The following is an 18384-nucleotide window of genomic DNA, read 5'->3' on the forward strand; positions in this document are numbered from 1 at the left end:
CCCAGTCTGGCACGGGCCGCGATGGCGCCCGTCAGCGCAGCTCGGCGGCGATGCGGCGGATCGCCTCGCGGTCGGGCTTTCCGGAGGAAAGCGTCGCGATCTCGTCGACGAGGATCAGGCGCGCCGGACGCGCGTGCTTGCCGAGCGCCTCGGCGACGGCGTCGCGCGCGTGCACGAGCTGGTCGGATTCGCTGCGGCGCAGCACCTCGCCGCGGGCGGCGACGATGACGGATGCCTCGCCCCACCGCTCGTCGTCGATGCCGACCACCACGGCCTGATGGAGACCCGGCACCTGCCGCACGATCCGCTCGACGCGATCGAGGGAGATGTTGATGCCGCCCGACACGATGACGTTGTCGGCGCGACCGTGCACCCGCACGACCCCGTTCTCGACCAGACCGAGGTCGCCCGTGCGATACCAGCGGATGCCGTGCTCGTCGCGCACGAACACCCGCGAGGTCAGCTCGTCGTCGCCGAGGTAGCCGTCGGCGAGCATGGGCCCCGCGATGCGCAGCTCTCCGTCGACGGTGCGCACCGAGACGGTGTCGAGGGGAACCCCGTCGTAGACGCATCCGCCGCTGGTCTCGGTCGAGCCGTAGGTGCGCACGAGGCGCACGCCCAGATCGGACGCCCTCTCCCGCAGCGGCTCGGGCAGGGACTGCCCGCCGACGAGGATCGCGCGGTAGGCCTGCAGCGCGGCGCGCACGGCGACGTCGTCGGCCGCGTCGAGCAGCGTCGAAACCTGCGCCGGTACGAGCGAGGTGTACAGCGCCTCGTCGCCGTGACGCAGCATCGACAGCGTGGCGTGCGCGAACGCCTCGGGCGAGAACCTGCCCGACAGCGCCACCGGTTCGGTGCCCGCGAGGATCGAACGCACGAGCACCTGGAGACCCGCGACGTACCCCGTCGGGAGGGCGAGCAGCCAGCGCCCCGATCCGATGCGGTCGGCGGTCGCCTCGGCGCTCGTGCGCAGAGCCTCGGCGCTCAGCGCCACGCGCTTGGGGATGCCGCTCGACCCGGAGGTCGCGATCACGACGGCCGTGCCCACCGGAACCCGATCGGGCACGTCGGCGAGCATCCCGAAGCCGAGCGCCGGACCCCCGTCGAGCGCCCGCCGCAGCGCGACACTCAGCGGCTGCGGATCATCGGCCTCGATCGGGATCAGCGCGGTCATGACGGTGCCTCAGTAGTGCCAGGGGAACGACGACCAGTCGGGGTCGCGCTTCTCGAGGAACGAATCGCGCCCCTCGACGGCCTCGTCGGTGCCGTAGGCGAGACGCGTCGCCTCGCCCGCGAAGACCTGCTGCCCGACGAGTCCGTCGTCGACGGCGTTGAACGCGAACTTGAGCATGCGGATGGCGGTCGGCGACTTGGTCAGCACGGTGCGGGCCATCGCGAGCGCCTCGCGCTCGAGCTCGGCGTGCGGCACCACGCGATTGACCGCGCCCATCTCATAGGCGCGCTGCGCCGAGTACTCCTCGGCGAGGAAGAACACCTCGCGGGCGATCTTCTGCCCGGTCTGGCGGGCCATGTACGCGGAACCGTATCCGGCGTCGAAGCTGCCGACGTCGGCATCCGTCTGCTTGAAGCGTCCGTGCTCGGCGCTGGCGATCGTGAGGTCGCAGACCACGTGGAGCGAATGCCCGCCTCCCGCCGCCCATCCGGGCACGACCGCGATGACGACCTTCGGCATGAAGCGGATCAGACGCTGCACCTCGAGGATGTGCAGGCGGCCTCCGCGTGCCGAGTCGTGCACGGTGGTCTCGGAGTCGGAGTACTTGTACCCGTCGCGCCCCCGGATGCGCTGGTCGCCGCCCGAGCAGAACGCCCATCCACCGTCCTTCGCGCTGGGGCCGTTGCCCGTGAGCAGCACCGCGCCGATGCGCGGGTCCTGACGGGCGATGTCGAGCGCACGGTAGAGCTCGTCGACCGTGTGGGGGCGGAAGGCGTTGCGCACCTCCGGCCGGTGGAAGGCGATGCGCGCGATGCCTCCGTCGTTCGAGACGTGGGCCGTGATGTCGGTGTAGTCCTCGGCGCCGGGCGCGAGCTGCCACTCGGCGGGGTCGAACAGGTCGGAGACGAATGCGCTGGTCACCTCTCCACCCTATTCCCGCTCGCGGCTGCTCCCCCGTCGCACTTTCCGTCGGAAAGATCCGGCCGGACCGACGGAAAGTGCGACGGGAACGGCGGCGGGAGATGAGAATGAGACCCATGACGCCCGAACTCAGCGAGATCCTCTCCACCGCACGCGTGGTCGCCCTGCCGATGCACACGCGATTCCGCGGCGTCGACACCCGGGAGGCTCTCCTCTTCGAAGGCCCCGAGGGATGGGCCGAGTTCTCGCCCTTCATCGAGTACGCGGATGCCGAGGCCGCCACCTGGCTCGCCGCGGCGATCGACTTCGCCTGGCGCCCGCAGCCCGCAGCCCTGCGCGACGGCATCCGCGTCAACGCCACGATCCCCGCGGTCGAGGCCGCGCGCGTGCCCGACGTGCTCGCGCGGTTCTCCGGATGCCGGACCGCCAAGGTCAAGGTCGCCGAGCCCGGGCAGACGCTCGCCGACGACATCGCCCGCGTGCGCGCCGTGCGCGAGGCGATGGGACCGGAGGGCCGCATCCGCGTCGATGCGAACGGCCTCTGGAACGTCGACGAGGCCGAGCACGCCGTGCACGCGCTCAACGAGTTCGATCTCGAGTACGTCGAGCAGCCGTGCGCGACGGTCGAGGAACTCGCCGAGCTGCGCACCCGCGTGAAGTACCTGGGCATCCCGGTCGCCGCCGACGAGAGCATCCGCAAGTCGTCCGACCCGCTGGCCGTGGCTCGCGCCGGAGCAGCCGACCTCATCGTCGTGAAGGCGCAGCCGCTCGGCGGAGTGACCCACGCCCTCCAGCTCATCGCCGCGACCGGGCTTCCGGCGGTCGTGTCGAGCGCCCTCGACACCGCCGTCGGGCTCTCGCAGGGCGCCGCCCTCGCCGCCGCCCTCCCCCACCTCGACTACGACTGCGGCCTCGGCACGGCATCGCTCTTCCTCGACGACGTCGCCGATCGGCGCCCCCGCGACGGGGTGATCCCCGCCGACCGCGTCACCCCGGACGGTGCCGCGCTCGACCGCCTCGCCGCCGACGACGACCGCCGCGACTGGTGGCTCGCGCGCCTCGAACGCAGCTACCGCGTGCTCGACGCGGGCTGAGGCGGCTCAGACCAGGAGCAGATCCACCAGTCGGCCGAGTTCCTCGCTGCCTGCGCTGCGCAGCTGGGCGTCGTCGTGCCCGGCCATCGCGCCTCGCACGGTCATGCCCTCCCAGACGATCATGAGGATGCGGCCGGCGACCTCGGCCGGCACTCGCAGCCGCAGCTCCCCGGCGTCGACGATGTCCGTGACGATCTGCGCGATGCTGCCGACCATCTCGCGTTCCTGCGCCAGGTACGCCGCTCCGAACTGGGCGTCGCGGAGCGCGCGGATGCGGATCTCGCTCATGAGCATCACGCCCATGCGGTCGTCGCTGCCGGAGTCCATCACCTTCTGCAGCAGGTCGGTCGGATCGCAGCCGGGCACCAGGCCGCCCTCGGCGGTGATCTCGGTCACGCGCTCGCGCACCGCGTTCACACGGGTCTCGGCGACACGTCCGGCGAGCATCAGGAAGAGCTCGTCCTTCGATTCGAAGTTCGAGTAGAACGCCCCGCGCGTGAAGCCGGCGCGCTCGCAGACCGCCTCCACCGAGGCGCCGTCGAGGCCGACCTCCGCGAAGAGCTGCTCGGCCGCCTCGAGCAGGCGGGCGCGCGTGTTCTCACGACTCCGGGTTGCCGGTATCGACATCGAAACCTCCTGGTGTTCGCGATCGTGACGATTCTCACACCCCGCACACAGATTTCCGAATGCGGGCGACCTTACGATACATCTATGTATTGGATACACCTGTGTATCCACCTCATCCCCCATCCTCCGGAGGAACCCGCGTGTCCACTCTCCTGTCCTCACTCGGTCGCTGGTCGTTCCGGCACCCCTGGCGCGTGCTCGGCTCATGGCTGCTCGTGCTCGGCCTCGCGGGCACCGGGGCACTCGTGCTCGGCTCCGGCACGGACAACACGTTCTCGATCCCCGGCACCGAATCGCAGGCCGGCCTCGAGCAGCTCTCCCGTTCGTTCCCGCAGGTGAGCGGCACGAACGCGCAGTTCGTCGTCGTCGCCGCCGACGGCGATCAGGTCACCGACGACGACTATCGCGCGCACATCGAGGACGCCGTCGACGAACTCGGCGGCATCGACGACGTGCTCGCCGTCACATCGCCCTACGACGAGATGGTCGACGGCATGATCAACGACGACGACACCGCCGCGATCGTGCGCCTGCAGTTCGACGGTCAGTCGACCGACGTCTCGGAGGCGACCAAGGACGAGCTGAGCGCCGCGGTCGACGATCTCCGCTCGGCGTTGCCGGACGGCTCGCAGACCGCACTCGGCGGCGATCTCTTCGCGACCGAGATCCCGGGCATCACGCCGACCGAAGCGGTCGGCCTCATCATCGCGCTCCTCGTGCTCATCGTCACGTTCCGCTCGTTCGTGGTCGCCGGTCTCCCCCTGCTCACCGCCATCCTCGGCGTCGGGATATCGATGGCGGGCATCTTCGCCGCCACCGCCTTCGCCACCGTCTCGTCGACCACCCCGCTCCTCGCCCTCATGCTGGGCCTGGCCGTCGGCATCGACTACGCGCTGTTCATCATGGCCCGGCATCAGGATCAGGTGCGCGCCGGCGTCGACCCCGAGGAATCGGCATCCCGCGCCGTCGGCACCGCCGGCTCGGCCGTCGTCTTCGCCGGGATCACCGTGCTCATCGCCCTGATCGGGCTCGGCTTCGCCGGCATCCCGTTCCTGACGACGATGGGCATCGCCGCCTCCGTCGCCGTCGCGATCGCCGTGGCCATCGCGGTCACCCTCACTCCCGCCGTGCTCGGCTTCATGAAGGGCCGCATCGTCGGCCGCCCCCGACGGGAGCGCGCCGCGACGAAGAAGGACGGATCCGCGCGCGCCCCCCGCCGGGCGTTCAGCGAGCGCTGGGTCGGCGGTGTGACGAAGCATCCGGTGCTCGTGTCGATCGCCGTCGTGCTCGGTCTCGGCGTCGTCGCGGTGCCCGCCCTCAGCCTCGACCTCGCCCTCCCCAACGCCGGCGTGCTGCCGAAGGACTCCGAGGCCCGCCAGAGCTACGACATCGTGGGCGAGGAGTTCGGTCCCGGCTTCAACGGCCCACTCATCCTCACCGGCACGATCGTCACCTCCACCGATCCGGTCGGGCTGATGGACGACCTCGGCGACGCGGTCGCGAAGATCGACGGGGTGAAGGACGTCGCGCTCTCGACCCCGAACGAGACGGCCGACACCGGCATCGTGCAGATCATCCCCGAGACCGCGCCCGACGACCCCGCCACCGCCGACCTCGTGCGCGAACTTCGCTCGCACCACGACGAGTGGCTCGACGAGTTCGGCATCGACCTCAAGGTCACCGGGTTCACGGCGGTCGGGATCGACATCTCCGACCAGCTCGGAGGCGCTCTGCTGCCCTTCGGGATCTTCGTGATCGGGCTGTCGCTCGTGCTCCTCACCATCGTGTTCCGCTCGCTGTGGGTACCCGTGACGGCGGCCCTCGGCTACCTGCTCTCGATCGTCGCCGCCTTCGGCGTGGTCGGCGCGGTGTTCGAGTGGGGCTGGTTCGCCGATCTGCTGCACGTGGCGAAGGTCGGCCCGATCATCAGCTTCATGCCGATCGTGCTCATGGGCGTGCTCTTCGGCCTCGCGATGGACTACCAGGTCTTCCTCGTCTCGCGCATGCGCGAGGACTTCGTGCACGATCGCGCCTCGCGCTCCGCCTCGCGCGCCGAACGCCGGGCCGCCGCTCAGCGCGCCGTCCGCAGCGGCTTCACGGGATCGGCGAAGGTCGTCACCGCCGCCGGACTCATCATGTTCGCGGTGTTCGTCGCGTTCGTGCCCGAGGGCGACTCGTCTCTCAAGCCGATCGCGCTGGGCCTCGCCGCCGGCATCGCGATCGACGCATTCCTCGTGCGCATGACGCTCATCCCCGCCCTCATGGCGATCCTCGGCGAACACGCCTGGCAGATTCCGGCCTGGCTCGAGCGCATCCTCCCCCGCGTCGACATCGAGGGTGAAGCCGTCGAGCGCGAACGCCATCTGGCCGAGTGGCCGGGCGACGGCTCGGTCGTCGCGGCCGACGAGCTCACGGTCAGCACCGACGCACCGGTCGTGGAAGCCTTGTCGTTCCGGGTCGCTCCGGGCGAAGCGCTGATCGCGACCGGTGGCGACGCCCGTGAGCGGCGGACCCTTGCTCTGGCCGTCGCCGGTCGCGTGTCCGCCGACGAGGGGCGACTCCGCGTCGCCGGGCACCTGCTCCCCGGCCGGGCCGCCTGGGTGCGGGCGCACGTCGGCTGCGTGATCGTCGACGACGCGGATGCCGCACTCGACGACCTCGCCGAGGCCTTGCGCGGGCGCTCGGAGGTCGTGGTCGTCGACGGCATCGACCGACTGTCCGGAGGCCGACGCGACCAGGTGACGGCGATGCTGCGGGATGCCGCGGCCACGCGTTCCCTGGCCGTCTTCGCCACGGCGTCCGATGCGGCGACCGCCCGCACGATCCTCGCGGAGGCCGGCTGGCCCGACGCGAACCTTCTCGACACCCGCGCCCCGCGACGGGCGACCGCAACCACCGAGGTGACCGCATGACCCTCCCCATCGAACGCGCACGCTCCCGCAAGCCCATCACGTGGCTGACGATCCTCGGCATCCTGCTGCTGCCGGCGGCGATCGGCGGCATCCTCGTCACCGCTCTCCAGAATCCGACCGAGCGCCTGGACTCGATGACCGCCGCGATCGTGAACCTCGACGAGCCGGTCGAGATCGATGGACAGGTCACGCCCCTCGGGCGTCAGCTCGCGTCCGGACTCGTGGAGGGGTCGGACGACCTCGACTCGAACCTCACCTGGGTGATCTCCAACGAGGACGACGCCGCCGAAGGTCTCGCGAACGGCGACTACCAGGCGGTCATCACCATCCCCGAGGACTTCTCGTCGGCGGCCACCTCGGCCGGGCGCACGATCTCCGAGGGCGAGGGCACGCCCGAGAAGGCGACGATCGAGGTCACCACGCCCGACGACGGCCTCGTCGCCGACGACCTCATCACGGGGCAGATCGCGAACGTCGCGGCGTCCACGCTCGGCACCACGCTGTCGGAGGCCACGACCGAGAACATCCTGGTCGGCTTCACGACGATCGGCGATCAGATCGGCGAGGCCGCCTCCGGAGCACTCGACCTCGCGAACGGCGCACGGGATGCCGCGACCGGCGCGGCCGCGATCCCCGACGGCGCCACCCAGCTCGCGACCGGCGCGGGCGACCTCGGTACCGGCGCCACGTCGCTGGCGACCGGTCTCGACACGATCGCCACGAACACGCGGCAGCTCGCCGGCGCCGCGGGCGAGCTCGGGGCGGGGCTGACCGGTGGGGCGGCCGATCTCGAAGCGCAGGGGATCGTGCCTGCCGAGTTGACCGACGGCGCCTCGAAGGTGGCCACGGGCATCAAGGGATACGCCGAAAGCTGCGTCCCCGAGGTGTTCGGCGAGGAGTACTGCAAGGGACTCGTCGACCTCGCCGAGGGGGCTGCGGGGACGTCCGCCGGCATCCAGGGCGTTGCAACGCAGGCACCGGCCACGATCGCGGCGCAGTTGCGTGAGGCAGGCACCGGCGCCAGCCAGATCTCGGCCGGGCTCGACCAGCTCGCGACCGAGGGAGTCGACCAGTCCGCCGCGGGAGCCCGCGCGCTGGCGACCGGCGCGGGCCAGCTCTCGAGCGGCGCAACCGAACTCGCGACCGGCGCCACCGAACTCGCGACGGGCCTCGACACCCTCGCGACCGGCGCGGGCGACCTCGCCGGCGGTCTGCGCACGGCATCCGATTCGCTCCCCTCGTTCAGCGACTCCGAGTCGACGTCGATCGCCTCGGTGATCGCGGACCCGGTCGAGTCGACCTCGTCGATGGACACGATCTTCGGCCCCACCGCCATCCCGCTGCTCGCCGCGGTGGTGCTGTGGTTCGGGGGCCTGGCGTCATTCATCGTGATGCGCGCGCACACCGCCCGCACACTGACGTCGCGCCGCTCGTCGCCGACGCTCACACTGCGCGCCTTCTGGCCCGCCGCGCTGATCGGTGCCGGGCAGGGACTGCTGGTGTCGATCATCGTGCAGTTCGTCGCCTCGTACGATGCGGCCGCCTGGTGGACCTTCGCGGGCACCGCCGTGCTCGCGGGTGTCGTCTTCGCCGCGGTGAACCAGGCGCTCGTCGCGATCTTCGGCGGAGTCGGACGCTGGGTCAGCGCCCTGATCGGCGTGCTGGCCGTCGCGACCGGGTTGATCTCGACCGTGCCGGACTGGCTCGCGGGCCTCGGCGCCGCGCTTCCGACCTCACCCGCATTCGCGGGACTGATCGCCGGGAGCGGTTCCGCCGTCGCCGGCCTCGTCGTGTGGGGTGTGCTCGCCCTCATCGCGACCACCCTCGCGGTGGCCCTGCGCCGCACGACCTCGGCCACGGCGGTGCTCGCGACCTGAGCCGCGGCATCCGCCCTGTTCGTTCGTTCCCCCCACCCCACCCCGCCTCGGGAAACGGAGACGTCCGGGCCGCGCGGCGGCGAGTCGTGCGAACGACACGCCCTGTCGCCGGCATCCGATCTCCGTTTTCGAACCCACACGCACGACGCCCCGCCTCCGGAAGGAGACGGGGCGTCGTCAATAAGGGGGCGGATGCCTCAGCTGATGCCGGAGTAGGCGTGCAGTCCCTTGAAGAACACGTTCACGATCGTGAAGTTGAACAGCACGGCCGTGAAGCCGACGATCGCGAGCCAGGCCGAGGGGTTTCCCCGCCAGCCGCGGGTCGCGCGGGCGTGGATGTAGCCGGCGTAGAGCACCCAGATCACGAAGGTCCAGGTCTCCTTGACGTCGAAGCCCCAGAAGCGGCTCCACGCGTAGTAGGCCCAGATGGAACCTGCGATGAGGGTGAAGGTCCAGAGGATGAACCCGATGATCGTGAAGCGGTACGCCATGCTCTCGAGTCGCTCGGCCGAGGGGAACGTGCGCAGGAACCCGGGGCCGGTCTTGGCCGCGCCCTCCGAGACGAGGCGCTCGCGCCGCGACTGCATGAGCTGGATGACCGAGAGCGCGAAGGCGAGGGCGAAGAACGCCGTGCCCAGCGAGGCGACGAAGACGTGGATCACGAGCCACACGCTCTTGAGCGGGTCCATGAGCGGTGTGACCTCGACGTAGAAGTTCGTCGACGACAGGCCCAGCAGCACCACCACGAGGCCGGTGATGAACGTGCCGAGGAAGCGCAGGTCGACCTTGACCAGCACGATCAGGTAGACGGCGATGATGAGCAGCGTGCCGATCATCGCGAACTCGTAGAGGTTCGCCCACGGCACGCGACCGGCCGCGAAGCCACGGGTGAGGGTCGCACCGAGGTGGAAGATGAACGCGAGAACGGTGAGCGAGGTGCCGATGCGCGCCATGACGAAGCGCTGGGGCTTCGGCTCGATGGGCTTTCCGGTGGCGGTGAGCGTCGCTCCCCCGCGCGCGCCGGCGCCGACCAGCTCGGCCTCGCGCACGGTCTGCGCGTCGGCGGAGATCTGCGAGCGGCGCGCGAGGTCGAATGCGAAGGCGATGAAAGCCGCGGCGTAGATCGCGATCGCGGTCCAGAGCAGGACCGGCGAGATCACTTCGAGGTCGAACATGGTGTCAGTCTACTTTCGGGGAGTCGGATGCCGTCGGGTCGGCATCCGCGAGATCTTCGGTGAGGTCGTCGGCGGCGGGTTCGCGGGCGACCGTACCCCCGGCTGCATCGAGCAGGCGGCCGTGGCCGGCGACGATGTCGTCGAGCGCCACCGCGATCGTCGGGTCCTCGCCGCGGGCGAGGCCTGCGTACTCGAGCGAGACGGAGTCACCCTCGACCGTGGCCTTGACCCACATGCGGCGGCGGGGCACGAACAGCGCGAGCATGAGTCCGCCGAGCGCGAGCACCGCGAAGCCGAGCACCCAGACGCCGGACTCGTCGCGGTGGATCTGCAGCGAGGCGAAGCGCTTGACCGACTGGGTGGCGTCGGTCGCACCCTCGGGCGACTCGTCCTCGAAGGTGACCGTTCCCATGCCGTTCGGCAGGTCGGCGGTCTCGCCCGGAGCGAGCTCGATCGAGTCCTTATCGACCGCGCGACCGGTGAGCTGGGTGAGGTCGGTGGTGTCGAGCACGTAGACCGACCGCGGGGTGCCGTCGTTGATGCCGAGGTCGCCCGAGTACACGTCGAGCGTGAGGGTCGGGTTGGTGAGCGCGGGGTAGGCCGAGAAGAACGCGCCCGTGTCGAGCACGGCGGTCGTCGGGTAGAAGAAGCCCAGCAGGCCGAGCTGCTCGGGGAGTCCGTCGGTGACCTTGATCACGCCGAGCGAGGTCATGTTGGTGTCCTGCGGCAGGAACGGCACGCTGTTCGTGAACACCACGTCGCCGTCGGCGTTGCGCACCGTGATCGTGGGGGCGTAACCGTTGCCGAGCAGGAAGATGTCGTCGTCGGCGACGGGCAGCGGCTCGTTGACCTTGATGGAGCCGGTGCGCTCCTCCCCGTTCTCCTTGACCGTGACGTTGGCCGAGAAGTCGCCGGCCTGGCCGGAACCCGCCTCGCCGAACGGGGTGTACGAGACATCGAAGGTGTCGAGGCGCATCGAGTAGGGCGCGAGGGCGTCGTCGGCGACGAACCGTCCGCGGTTCATCGAGTCGTAGTCGACGAGCGTGTTCGCGAACGTCTCGCCCTCGACCAGCACCCGCTGACCGGTATACGCGAAGCCGCCGCCGATGGCGACCGTGACCAGCACGCCGACGAGCGCGAGGTGGAAGAGCAGGTTGCCGGTCTCGCGCCAGTAGCCGCGCTCGGCCGACACCGAGAAGGTGCGCCCACGGTCGTAGCGCTCGACCCGATACCCGAGTGCCTTGAGCTGCTTGGTCGCGACGGCGATCGATGCGGATGCCTCGGCCTCGGCATCCGTCTTCTCGCCGTTCCCCGCGGTCGCGGAGAGATCGCGGGTGACGGCCCGGAAGTCGTCGAGCCGCTGCAGCCGCGCGGGCGTGCGGGGCGGGCGGGCCTGGAGCGCCTTCCAGTGGTGCCGGATGCGCGGGATCACGCAGCCGACGAGCGAAGTGAACAGCAGCAGGTAGATCGCCGAGAACCACGGCGACAGATAGACGTCGAAGAGCTTGAGGCCGTCGAGGATCGGGAAGAGATCGGGGTTGTCGCGCTGCCACTGCGTGACACCGTTCGGGTCGGCCATGCGCTGCGGGAAGATCGATCCGGGGATCGCGGCGACCGCGAGCACGAGCAGCAGGATCAGCGCGGTGCGCATCGAGGTCAGCTGGCGCCAGCCCCAGCGCAGCCACCCGACGAAACCGAGGCGCGGCTGCGTGATCGAGTCGTCGCCGTCGACGTGGTCGGACGGCCGCAGCGGATCGCTGGACCTGGGCGTCTTGCTGCTCACGGCACTCTCGTTCTTCCGGGTTTTCTTCTCGGTCGCCTCGTGATCAGAGCGGGAGGATGACACTGCTCATCACCGCCGTCAATCGGGACATGATGTCGGTCCACAGCCCCGTCACCATCAGCACGCCGAGGGCGATCAGCAGCACGCCGCCGATGATGTTGACGACGCGGATGTGGCGGCGCAGGAATCCGATGGCCGTGGTCGCCCAACCGAAGCCGAGGGCCACGAGCAGGAACGGGATGCCGAGGCCGAGGGAATAGGCGAGACCGAGGGCCCCCGCGCGCACCGGGTCGCCGGCGTTGAAGGAGAGGGCGAAGATCGCCGTCAGGGTGGGGCCGAGGCAGGGCGCCCAGCCGATCCCGAGGGCGATGCCGAGCAGCGGCGCCCCGATGACGCCGTACTTGCCGTCGACGTGGAAGCGCAGCTCACGCTGCGCGAAGCCGAACAGCCCGAGGAAGACGAGCCCCATGAGGATGATCACGACGCCGAGGATGCGCGTGATGAGCTCGCCCCACTGGATCAGGAAGACACTCGCGACACCACCGAGAGAGGTGATCGCGACGAAGACGGCACTGAAGCCGGCGATGAAGAGAAGCACGCCGATGACGAGGCGACCGCGACCCGGGGCCGAGGCATCCGTCGACGCGGTCGCGCCGTTCACCGGGCGGGGAGCCACGGATCCGCCGAGGAAGCCGAGGTACCCCGGCACGAGCGGCAGCACGCAGGGAGACAGGAACGAGATGAGCCCGGCGAGCAGAGCGACCGGGATCGCCAGCCAGAGCGCTCCCGAACCGATGATGTCCTGGGGATTCACGCGCTCTCCGCGAGCGCGTCCTTGACGAGCGTGGACAGGATCGAGGTCCCGTCGATGGGCCCGATGATGCGGGCGGCGACGCGGCCCTGCTTGTCGAGCACGAGAGTGGTGGGGGTGGCCTGGATGGGCGTCTCGGCCGCGAAGGCGAGCTTGGCCTGCGCGGTGTCGACGTCGATCAGGCTCGGGTAGGTGATCTCGAACTCGGTCGAGAAGGCCTTGGCCGTGTCGGCCTGATCGCGGGTGTTGATGCCGATGAACGACACACCCTGGTCTTCGTACTCCTGCCACACCGACTCGAGATCGCCGGCCTCGACGCGGCACGGCGCGCAGCCGGCGTACCAGAAGTTCACGACCGTGACCTGGCCCGCGATGTCGGCGCTGTCGAAGGCCTCGCCGTCTTCGGTGACGCCCGAGAAGTCGATCGGCTCGCCGCGCTCGGCGACGGGGATCTCCTGGATCGCGCCATCGGCGGCGACGTAGCCGGTGTTCTCACCGCTCAGGAACGACTCGCTCACGGCATCCGGAGCACAGGCGGTCAGGCCGACGGCAAGCACCGCGGCGAGCGCGACTCCGACCGCACGCCGGGAACGGCGAGTGCGGGAGGGGCGGCCGCTGCGGATCGGGTGAATCCTCGAGGCGAGTGGCACGGTTACGAGTTTACGCCGAGGTTCCTATGGTTAGGCCGGACGCGGGCGCCGTCACCGGAGCCCCTCAGAACCGCGACAGCACGTCGTCGACGCCGGCCCGGAAACGCGGACAGGTGGCGATGTCGTGCGAGCGGCAGCGCAGCGCGTGCTCGGTCATCTCGCGCGAGCGACGCATCTCCTCCATGCGGCGGTCGATGTCGTCGATGTGCGACTGCAGCACCTGATGGCGCCCCCAACTGCTGTCGTCGAGCAGCACCGCGATCTGATCGAGCGTCATGCCCGCGGCCTTGCTGCGCTGGATCACGGCGATACGCACGACGTCGTCTTCGCCGTACCGACGGCGGCCGGCGTCGTCGCGAGCGGGGGTCAGCAGTCCGACCGACTCCCAGTGGCGCAGCACGTTGGTGGGCAGATCGACGCGGGCGGCGACATCGCCGACGGACCACGGATGCTCGGCATGTGACTTCATCCCAACATGAAGTCACAAACGGAGCGTGGACGCAAGGTCCGCCGCTCGACCGCCGAAGCGACGCCGTCAGTCCCGGCACTCCCTCGTGATGAGGTCGGCGACCTTCTCGAGGAAGTCGCTCACCACCGCCGACTGCTCGGCGCTCAGGTCCGTCGCGATCCGGTGGACGGCGACCGCCGTGGCGTCGAGCCCCTCCGAGGGATCGATCCGCCGCAGGGGAACGAGAAGCTTCGAGCGACTGTCCGCGGGATTCCGCTGCGTGGTGATGACCCGCGCGGTCTCGAGCTTCTCGAGCGCCTTCGAGATCGCGGCGGTCGTCACCTGCAACTCGGACGCGAGGTCACCGGGAGTGATCGCCTGGTTGCGATGGTCGGCCTCGGCGATGAGCCGGGTGATCTCGCGAAGCAGCGGACTCGGTCCACACGACGCCTGACGTCGACGCGCCAGCTGGTCCTCTGCGACGCGCACGCGCTCCACGGCGCGGGCGACGTCGAGCGCGTACGACTGATCGATCGCGTTCCAGATGGTGGCGGGAGCCTCCGCGGTGCTCACCTCAGTCCTCCTGATTGATCAGGGACAACCACTTCCCGAAGCGCTCCCCCTCGGCGCCCGCGCCATCCTCGTTCGCAGCGATCTCTTCCCGTTCGATCATGTCCCGCTCCCTCCGTGTGGTGCGACCATCCGGACAATGCTCGCAAAACTAGATTACTAGCCGAACTAGTGATGTCAACCTCGCGCCCCGTCGCTTGACTTCATCCCGACATGAAGTCACAGACTGATCGCGAACGCAAGATCCACCCGGTCGGAAGGACCCCTCATGTACGACGTGATCGTGATCGGCGCAGGCCCCGCGGGCCTGCAGGCGGCGCTGACGCTGGGACGGATGCACCGCTCGGCGCTGCTGCTCGACTCGGGCGAGTACCGCAACGGCACGGTGCTGCACATGCACAACGTCGCCGCGAACGACGGCACCCCGCCCGCCGACTTCCGGGCGACCGCCCGCGCCCAGCTCGCGGAGTACGCCGACGTCGAGGTGCGCGATGTCCGCGTCGAGCGGATCGACGGAGAACAGGGGGCGTTCACGCTCGAACTCGCCGACGGCGGCACGGTCGCGGCGCGGCGCATCGTGCTCGCGACCGGCATGGCCGACGAACTGCCCGCGATCTCCGGGCTGCAGGAGCTGTGGGGCGTCGGGGCGTTCAGTTGCCCGTTCTGCGACGGGCACGAGCATGCGGGCAAGCCGATCGCCGTGATCGGAGAGGCCGCCCGCGCCGCCCATCTGATCGGGCTGCTCGGCCGGATCGTGTCGTCGATCACGGTCTTCCCCACCGAGGGTTCCTTCGCGGAGGAGGATCGCGCGACCCTCGAGGCGCTCGGCGCCGTCGTCGCCCCCTCGTCACCTCTGTCGATCGCGCGGGAGGGAGAGACGGTGACGTTGACCACGGCGGAGGGCGAAGCATCTGTCGCCGGCATCTTCGTCGCCTCGGTGGTCTCGCGCCAGCGCGCCCCGTTCGCCGAGCAGCTCGGACTCGCGATGCTCCCGTCCGGCGCGATCGAGATCGACGACTTCGGCCGCACCTCCGTCGCTGGGGTGTCGGCGGCGGGCGACATCGCACACCGCGCCTCGCTGCCCGGCGCGATGGCTGCGGTCGCGCTGGCGGTCGCGGCGGGTCAGCTCGCCGCCGTCGGTCACATCCAGTCGCTGATGGCCGAGGGCGCGTAGCTCCCAGGGCCTCGAACGGGACGCCTCAGACGGCGCCGACGTCGACCGCGCCGCCCGTCGCCGCGGGTTCGGCGTAGTCGACCTCACGCCACACGTCGCCGACCCGCTCGAACGAGGTCACGCTCGACAGGGCGCAGCGCCGGGTGCGCGGATCGTGCCGCAGCGGGAGTCCGGCGACCGACAGGTGCGTGATCCAGATCGGTGCCTGGTGCGACACGATCACCGCGTCGCCCGCCTCGGTGGTGTGCCAGAGCTCGTCCATCGCGGCGCGCATGCGCTCGGCGACCGAGACGTACGGCTCGCCCCAGCTGGGCACCGAGGGCTGCCGCAGATGCCACCAGTTGAGCGGGTTCATGAGCGAGCGGCGCATCTGCGTGCCCTCGAAGACGTTGGTCGGCTCGATGACGCGTTCGTCGAGCACCGGCTCGAGGTGGAAGCGCTCGGCGAACGGGGCGGCCGACTCCTGCGTGCGCTCCAGCGGCGAGCACCGCAGGGCCTCGACGTCGCGACCGAGACCGGCGACGTGCTCGGCCGCGTCGAGCGCCATGCGCCGTCCGTCGTCGCTGAGGTGGAAGTCGGGCAGACGGCCGTAGAGCACGCGGCCGGGATTGTGGACCTCGCCGTGACGGACGAGGTGCAGACGGGATGCCGGCACGTCAGGCCTTGCGGTAGCGGGAGTCCCCGAACCCGAGGATGAAGTACCCGATGAACGGGATCAGGAACAGCAGGAAGAACGAGAACGCACCACCCTTGCCGAAACGATCGCCCACCTTGACCGCGACGACGATCGCGAGGATGACGTTGGCGATCGGCACCAGGTAGAGCAGCACCCACCAGCCCGACATCCCGGCGATGCGCAGCAGGAAGATCGCGTTGACGATGGGGATCAGCGCGAGGATGCCCGGGTACCCGGCCTTCGTGAACACCTTCCACCAGGCGATCGCCAGCAGCACGTAGAAGATGATGCCGATGACGCTCGTGGTTCCCGAGAAGAACGCGGAGACGAAATCGGGGACGACCGGTACATCGGCGGCGGGGACGAGGGCGAGTTCCATGGGAGCACCTTCCTTTTCCCTGCCACCCTACTGATCCCCTCCGCCCGCCGGAGACACGCCGCGCGCCCCCGTAGAATGGGCGGGTTCGCCCGTTCACAGAACAGAAGGAATACTCCGTGCTTCGCACCCACTCGGCAGGCTCACTGCGAGCCGAGCACATCGGTCAGACCGTCACCCTCGCGGGGTGGGTCGATCGCCGTCGTGATCACGGAGGAGTCGCGTTCATCGATCTTCGGGATGCGTCGGGCATCGCCCAGGTCGTCATCCGCGACGAGGAGATCGCCCACCCGCTGCGCAATGAGTTCGTCCTCAAGGTCACGGGCGAGGTGTCGCGCCGCCCCGAGGGCAACGCGAACCCGAACCTGCCCACCGGCGAGATCGAGCTCATCGCGACCACCGTCGAGGTGCTCAACGAGTCCGCGCCCCTCCCCTTCCAGGTCTCGACGGCGCTGGCCGATAGCGAGACCGTCGGCGAGGAGGCCCGCCTCAAGTACCGCTATCTCGACCTGCGCCGTCCGGCCCCGGCATCCGCCCTTCGCCTGCGCTCCGACGTCTACAAGGCGATCCGCGACGTGCTGCACGCCGACGACTTCACCGAGGTCGAGACCCCGACGCTCACGCGCTCCACGCCGGAAGGCGCCCGCGACTTCCTCGTGCCCGCGCGCCTGAGCCCGGGCAGCTGGTACGCCCTGCCCCAGTCGCCGCAGCTCTTCAAGCAGCTGCTCATGGTCGGCGGCGTCGAGAAGTACTTCCAGATCGCGCGCTGCTACCGCGACGAGGACTTCCGCGCCGACCGCCAGCCCGAGTTCACGCAGCTCGACATCGAGATGAGCTTCGTCGACCAGGAAGACGTCATCCGCCTGATGGAGTCGCTCGTCGTCGCCATGTGGAAGACGATCGGCGTCGAGGTGCAGACCCCGCTGCCGCGCCTGACCTATGCCGACGCGATGGCGAAGTACGGCTCCGACAAGCCCGACCTGCGCTTCGGCCTCGAGCTGGTCGAGGCGACCGAGTACTTCTCCGACACCACGTTCCGCGTCTTCCAGGCCGAGTACGTCGGCGCCGTGCGCATGCCCGGCGGCGCGGGCCAGCCCCGCAAGCAGCTCGACGCCTGGCAGGACTGGGCGAAGCAGCGCGGCGCGCGCGGTCTCGCCTACGTGCTCTTCAACGAGGACGGAACGCTCGGCGGCCCCGTCGCCAAGAACCTCTCCGAGGCCGAGCAGGCGGGTCTCGCCGAGCTCGTCGGCGCCGAGGCCGGGGACTGCGTGTTCTTCGCCGCGGGCGCCACGAAGGAGAGTCGCGCCCTCCTCGGCGCCGCCCGCGTCGAGATCGGTCGCCGCCTGGGCTACCTGAACCCCGACGAGTTCGCCTTCACCTGGGTGGTCGACGCTCCGATGTTCGAGCCGGCGGCAGATGCCGTGGCCTCGGGTGACGTGGCCGTCGGCGCCGGAGCCTGGACCGCCGTGCACCACGCGTTCACCGGACCGAAGCCGGAGTTCGAGGCGACGTTCGACACCGACCCCGGATCGGCCCTCGCCTACGCGTACGACATCGTGTGCAACGGCTCCGAGCTCGGTGGCGGCTCGATCCGCATCCACCGCGAAGACATCCAGAAGCGGGTCTTCGAGGTCATGGGCATCAGCGACGAGCAGGCCGATGAGCAGTTCGGCTTCCTGCTCGACGCGTTCAAGTTCGGTGCACCGCCCCACGGCGGCATCGCGCTGGGCATGGACCGCGTGCTGCAGCACCTCACGAAGACCGAGTCCATCCGCGAGGTCATCGCGTTCCCGAAGTCGGGCAACGGCTACGACCCGCTCACGGCTGCGCCCGCTCCGATCTCGGCCGAGCAGCGCGCCGAGGCCGGCGTCGACTACGAGCCGGAGGACGACGAGGCCTGACCCTCTGCCCCCTGTGGGGATGCTTCGACAGGCTCAGCAACCCGGTTCCGGGTGCTGGGCCTGTCGCGTTGCTGGGCCCCTGAGCCCGTCGAAGGATCCATGGGGTGACCTCAATCGATTCCACGATCGTCCGTGTGCACCAGCACGGTGCGACCCTCCGGCGCGCCGCGGGGGCTCGCTGCCTCGCAGCTACTCTTCGCTGGCTGACCAGCCTG

16 protein-coding genes are annotated in these 18384 nt (G+C 70.1%); 5 read left to right on the forward strand and 11 right to left on the reverse strand.

Annotated features, from left to right (window positions below; all coding sequences use genetic code 11):
* Window positions 1-31 precede the first annotated feature (31 nt).
* Both ACI2JZ_RS11195 and ACI2JZ_RS11200 read right to left on the reverse strand, forming a co-directional pair.
* A complete protein-coding gene (locus ACI2JZ_RS11195) occupies window positions 32-1174 on the reverse strand; it encodes an AMP-binding protein (protein WP_404597547.1) in 1143 nt (380 codons plus the stop codon).
* Between the two features lie 9 nt (window positions 1175-1183).
* Complete coding sequence (locus ACI2JZ_RS11200; RefSeq protein ID WP_404597548.1) at window positions 1184-2095, reverse strand: 1,4-dihydroxy-2-naphthoyl-CoA synthase; 912 nt, start codon at window positions 2093-2095, stop codon at window positions 1184-1186.
* A gap of 116 nt (window positions 2096-2211) precedes the next feature.
* Here ACI2JZ_RS11200 and ACI2JZ_RS11205 point away from each other — a divergent pair, with 116 nt between their 5' ends.
* Window positions 2212-3189 (forward strand): o-succinylbenzoate synthase, encoded by a 978-nt coding sequence (locus ACI2JZ_RS11205; RefSeq protein WP_404597549.1) that lies wholly within the window; start codon window positions 2212-2214, stop codon window positions 3187-3189.
* 6 nt (window positions 3190-3195) lie between these two features.
* On the opposite strand, the gene ACI2JZ_RS11210 is transcribed toward ACI2JZ_RS11205, so the two are convergent.
* Window positions 3196-3816, reverse strand: a complete 621-nt coding sequence (locus tag ACI2JZ_RS11210; RefSeq protein WP_247623239.1) for a TetR/AcrR family transcriptional regulator — start codon at window positions 3814-3816, stop codon at window positions 3196-3198.
* 140 nt (window positions 3817-3956) lie between these two features.
* On the opposite strand from ACI2JZ_RS11210, the gene ACI2JZ_RS11215 reads away from it, so the two are divergent.
* Both ACI2JZ_RS11215 and ACI2JZ_RS11220 read left to right on the forward strand, forming a co-directional pair.
* Window positions 3957-6728, forward strand: a complete 2772-nt coding sequence (locus tag ACI2JZ_RS11215; RefSeq protein WP_404597550.1) for an efflux RND transporter permease subunit — start codon at window positions 3957-3959, stop codon at window positions 6726-6728.
* Window positions 6725-8605, forward strand: a complete 1881-nt coding sequence (locus ACI2JZ_RS11220; protein ID WP_404597551.1) for a YhgE/Pip family protein — start codon at window positions 6725-6727, stop codon at window positions 8603-8605. The genes ACI2JZ_RS11215 and ACI2JZ_RS11220 overlap by 4 nt, the downstream gene beginning before the upstream one ends.
* 197 nt (window positions 8606-8802) lie before the next feature.
* On the opposite strand, the gene ccsB is transcribed toward ACI2JZ_RS11220, so the two are convergent.
* The 6 genes from ccsB to ACI2JZ_RS11250 form a co-directional block, all read right to left on the reverse strand.
* Window positions 8803-9780 (reverse strand): c-type cytochrome biogenesis protein CcsB, encoded by a 978-nt coding sequence (ccsB, locus tag ACI2JZ_RS11225; protein ID WP_247623242.1) that lies wholly within the window; start codon window positions 9778-9780, stop codon window positions 8803-8805.
* A gap of 4 nt (window positions 9781-9784) precedes the next feature.
* Window positions 9785-11563, reverse strand: a complete 1779-nt coding sequence (locus ACI2JZ_RS11230; RefSeq protein ID WP_404597552.1) for a cytochrome c biogenesis protein ResB — start codon at window positions 11561-11563, stop codon at window positions 9785-9787.
* Between the two features lie 43 nt (window positions 11564-11606).
* The gene (locus ACI2JZ_RS11235; RefSeq protein ID WP_404597553.1) at window positions 11607-12377 is read right to left on the reverse strand and encodes a cytochrome c biogenesis CcdA family protein; all 771 of its coding nucleotides are present in this window, start codon (window positions 12375-12377) and stop codon (window positions 11607-11609) included.
* The gene (locus ACI2JZ_RS11240) at window positions 12374-13024 is read right to left on the reverse strand and encodes a TlpA family protein disulfide reductase (RefSeq protein WP_404597554.1); all 651 of its coding nucleotides are present in this window, start codon (window positions 13022-13024) and stop codon (window positions 12374-12376) included. The genes ACI2JZ_RS11235 and ACI2JZ_RS11240 overlap by 4 nt, the downstream gene beginning before the upstream one ends.
* A gap of 64 nt (window positions 13025-13088) precedes the next feature.
* The gene (locus ACI2JZ_RS11245) at window positions 13089-13493 is read right to left on the reverse strand and encodes a MerR family transcriptional regulator (RefSeq protein WP_247623246.1); all 405 of its coding nucleotides are present in this window, start codon (window positions 13491-13493) and stop codon (window positions 13089-13091) included.
* A gap of 66 nt (window positions 13494-13559) precedes the next feature.
* Entirely contained in the window at window positions 13560-14045 is a 486-nt protein-coding gene (locus ACI2JZ_RS11250) for a MarR family transcriptional regulator (RefSeq protein ID WP_404597555.1), read from the reverse strand.
* Window positions 14046-14310: 265 nt separating this feature from the next.
* Between ACI2JZ_RS11250 and ACI2JZ_RS11255 the strand changes: the two genes are divergently transcribed.
* Window positions 14311-15216, forward strand: coding sequence for an NAD(P)/FAD-dependent oxidoreductase (locus ACI2JZ_RS11255; RefSeq protein ID WP_404597556.1), 906 nt, complete (start codon window positions 14311-14313; stop codon window positions 15214-15216).
* Window positions 15217-15241: 25 nt separating this feature from the next.
* On the opposite strand, the gene ACI2JZ_RS11260 is transcribed toward ACI2JZ_RS11255, so the two are convergent.
* Together ACI2JZ_RS11260 and ACI2JZ_RS11265 are read right to left on the reverse strand one after the other, a co-directional pair.
* Entirely contained in the window at window positions 15242-15871 is a 630-nt protein-coding gene (locus ACI2JZ_RS11260; RefSeq protein WP_404597557.1) for a histidine phosphatase family protein, read from the reverse strand.
* 1 nt (window position 15872) lies between these two features.
* Window positions 15873-16271, reverse strand: a complete 399-nt coding sequence (locus tag ACI2JZ_RS11265) for a DUF5684 domain-containing protein (protein ID WP_247623250.1) — start codon at window positions 16269-16271, stop codon at window positions 15873-15875.
* Window positions 16272-16387: 116 nt separating this feature from the next.
* Between ACI2JZ_RS11265 and aspS the strand changes: the two genes are divergently transcribed.
* The gene (gene aspS, locus ACI2JZ_RS11270; protein ID WP_247632804.1) at window positions 16388-18169 is read left to right on the forward strand and encodes an aspartate--tRNA ligase; all 1782 of its coding nucleotides are present in this window, start codon (window positions 16388-16390) and stop codon (window positions 18167-18169) included.
* The last annotated feature ends 215 nt before the right edge of the window (window positions 18170-18384 follow it).

It is taken from the genome of Microbacterium sp. NPDC087868, assembly GCF_044900755.1.
Lineage (GTDB): Bacteria > Actinomycetota > Actinomycetes > Actinomycetales > Microbacteriaceae > Microbacterium > Microbacterium galbinum.

Coding starts and splice junctions, on each gene's coding strand:
- ACI2JZ_RS11195 (WP_404597547.1), bottom strand. CDS start 1,174: ATGACCGCGCTGATCCCGATCGAGGCCGATGATCCGCAGCCGCTGAGT.
- ACI2JZ_RS11205 (WP_404597549.1), top strand. CDS start 2,212: ATGACGCCCGAACTCAGCGAGATCCTCTCCACCGCACGCGTGGTCGCC.
- ACI2JZ_RS11210 (WP_247623239.1), bottom strand. CDS start 3,816: ATGTCGATACCGGCAACCCGGAGTCGTGAGAACACGCGCGCCCGCCTG.
- ACI2JZ_RS11220 (WP_404597551.1), top strand. CDS start 6,725: ATGACCCTCCCCATCGAACGCGCACGCTCCCGCAAGCCCATCACGTGG.
- ccsB (WP_247623242.1), bottom strand. CDS start 9,780: ATGTTCGACCTCGAAGTGATCTCGCCGGTCCTGCTCTGGACCGCGATC.
- ACI2JZ_RS11245 (WP_247623246.1), bottom strand. CDS start 13,493: ATGAAGTCACATGCCGAGCATCCGTGGTCCGTCGGCGATGTCGCCGCC.
- ACI2JZ_RS11255 (WP_404597556.1), top strand. CDS start 14,311: ATGTACGACGTGATCGTGATCGGCGCAGGCCCCGCGGGCCTGCAGGCG.
- ACI2JZ_RS11265 (WP_247623250.1), bottom strand. CDS start 16,271: ATGGAACTCGCCCTCGTCCCCGCCGCCGATGTACCGGTCGTCCCCGAT.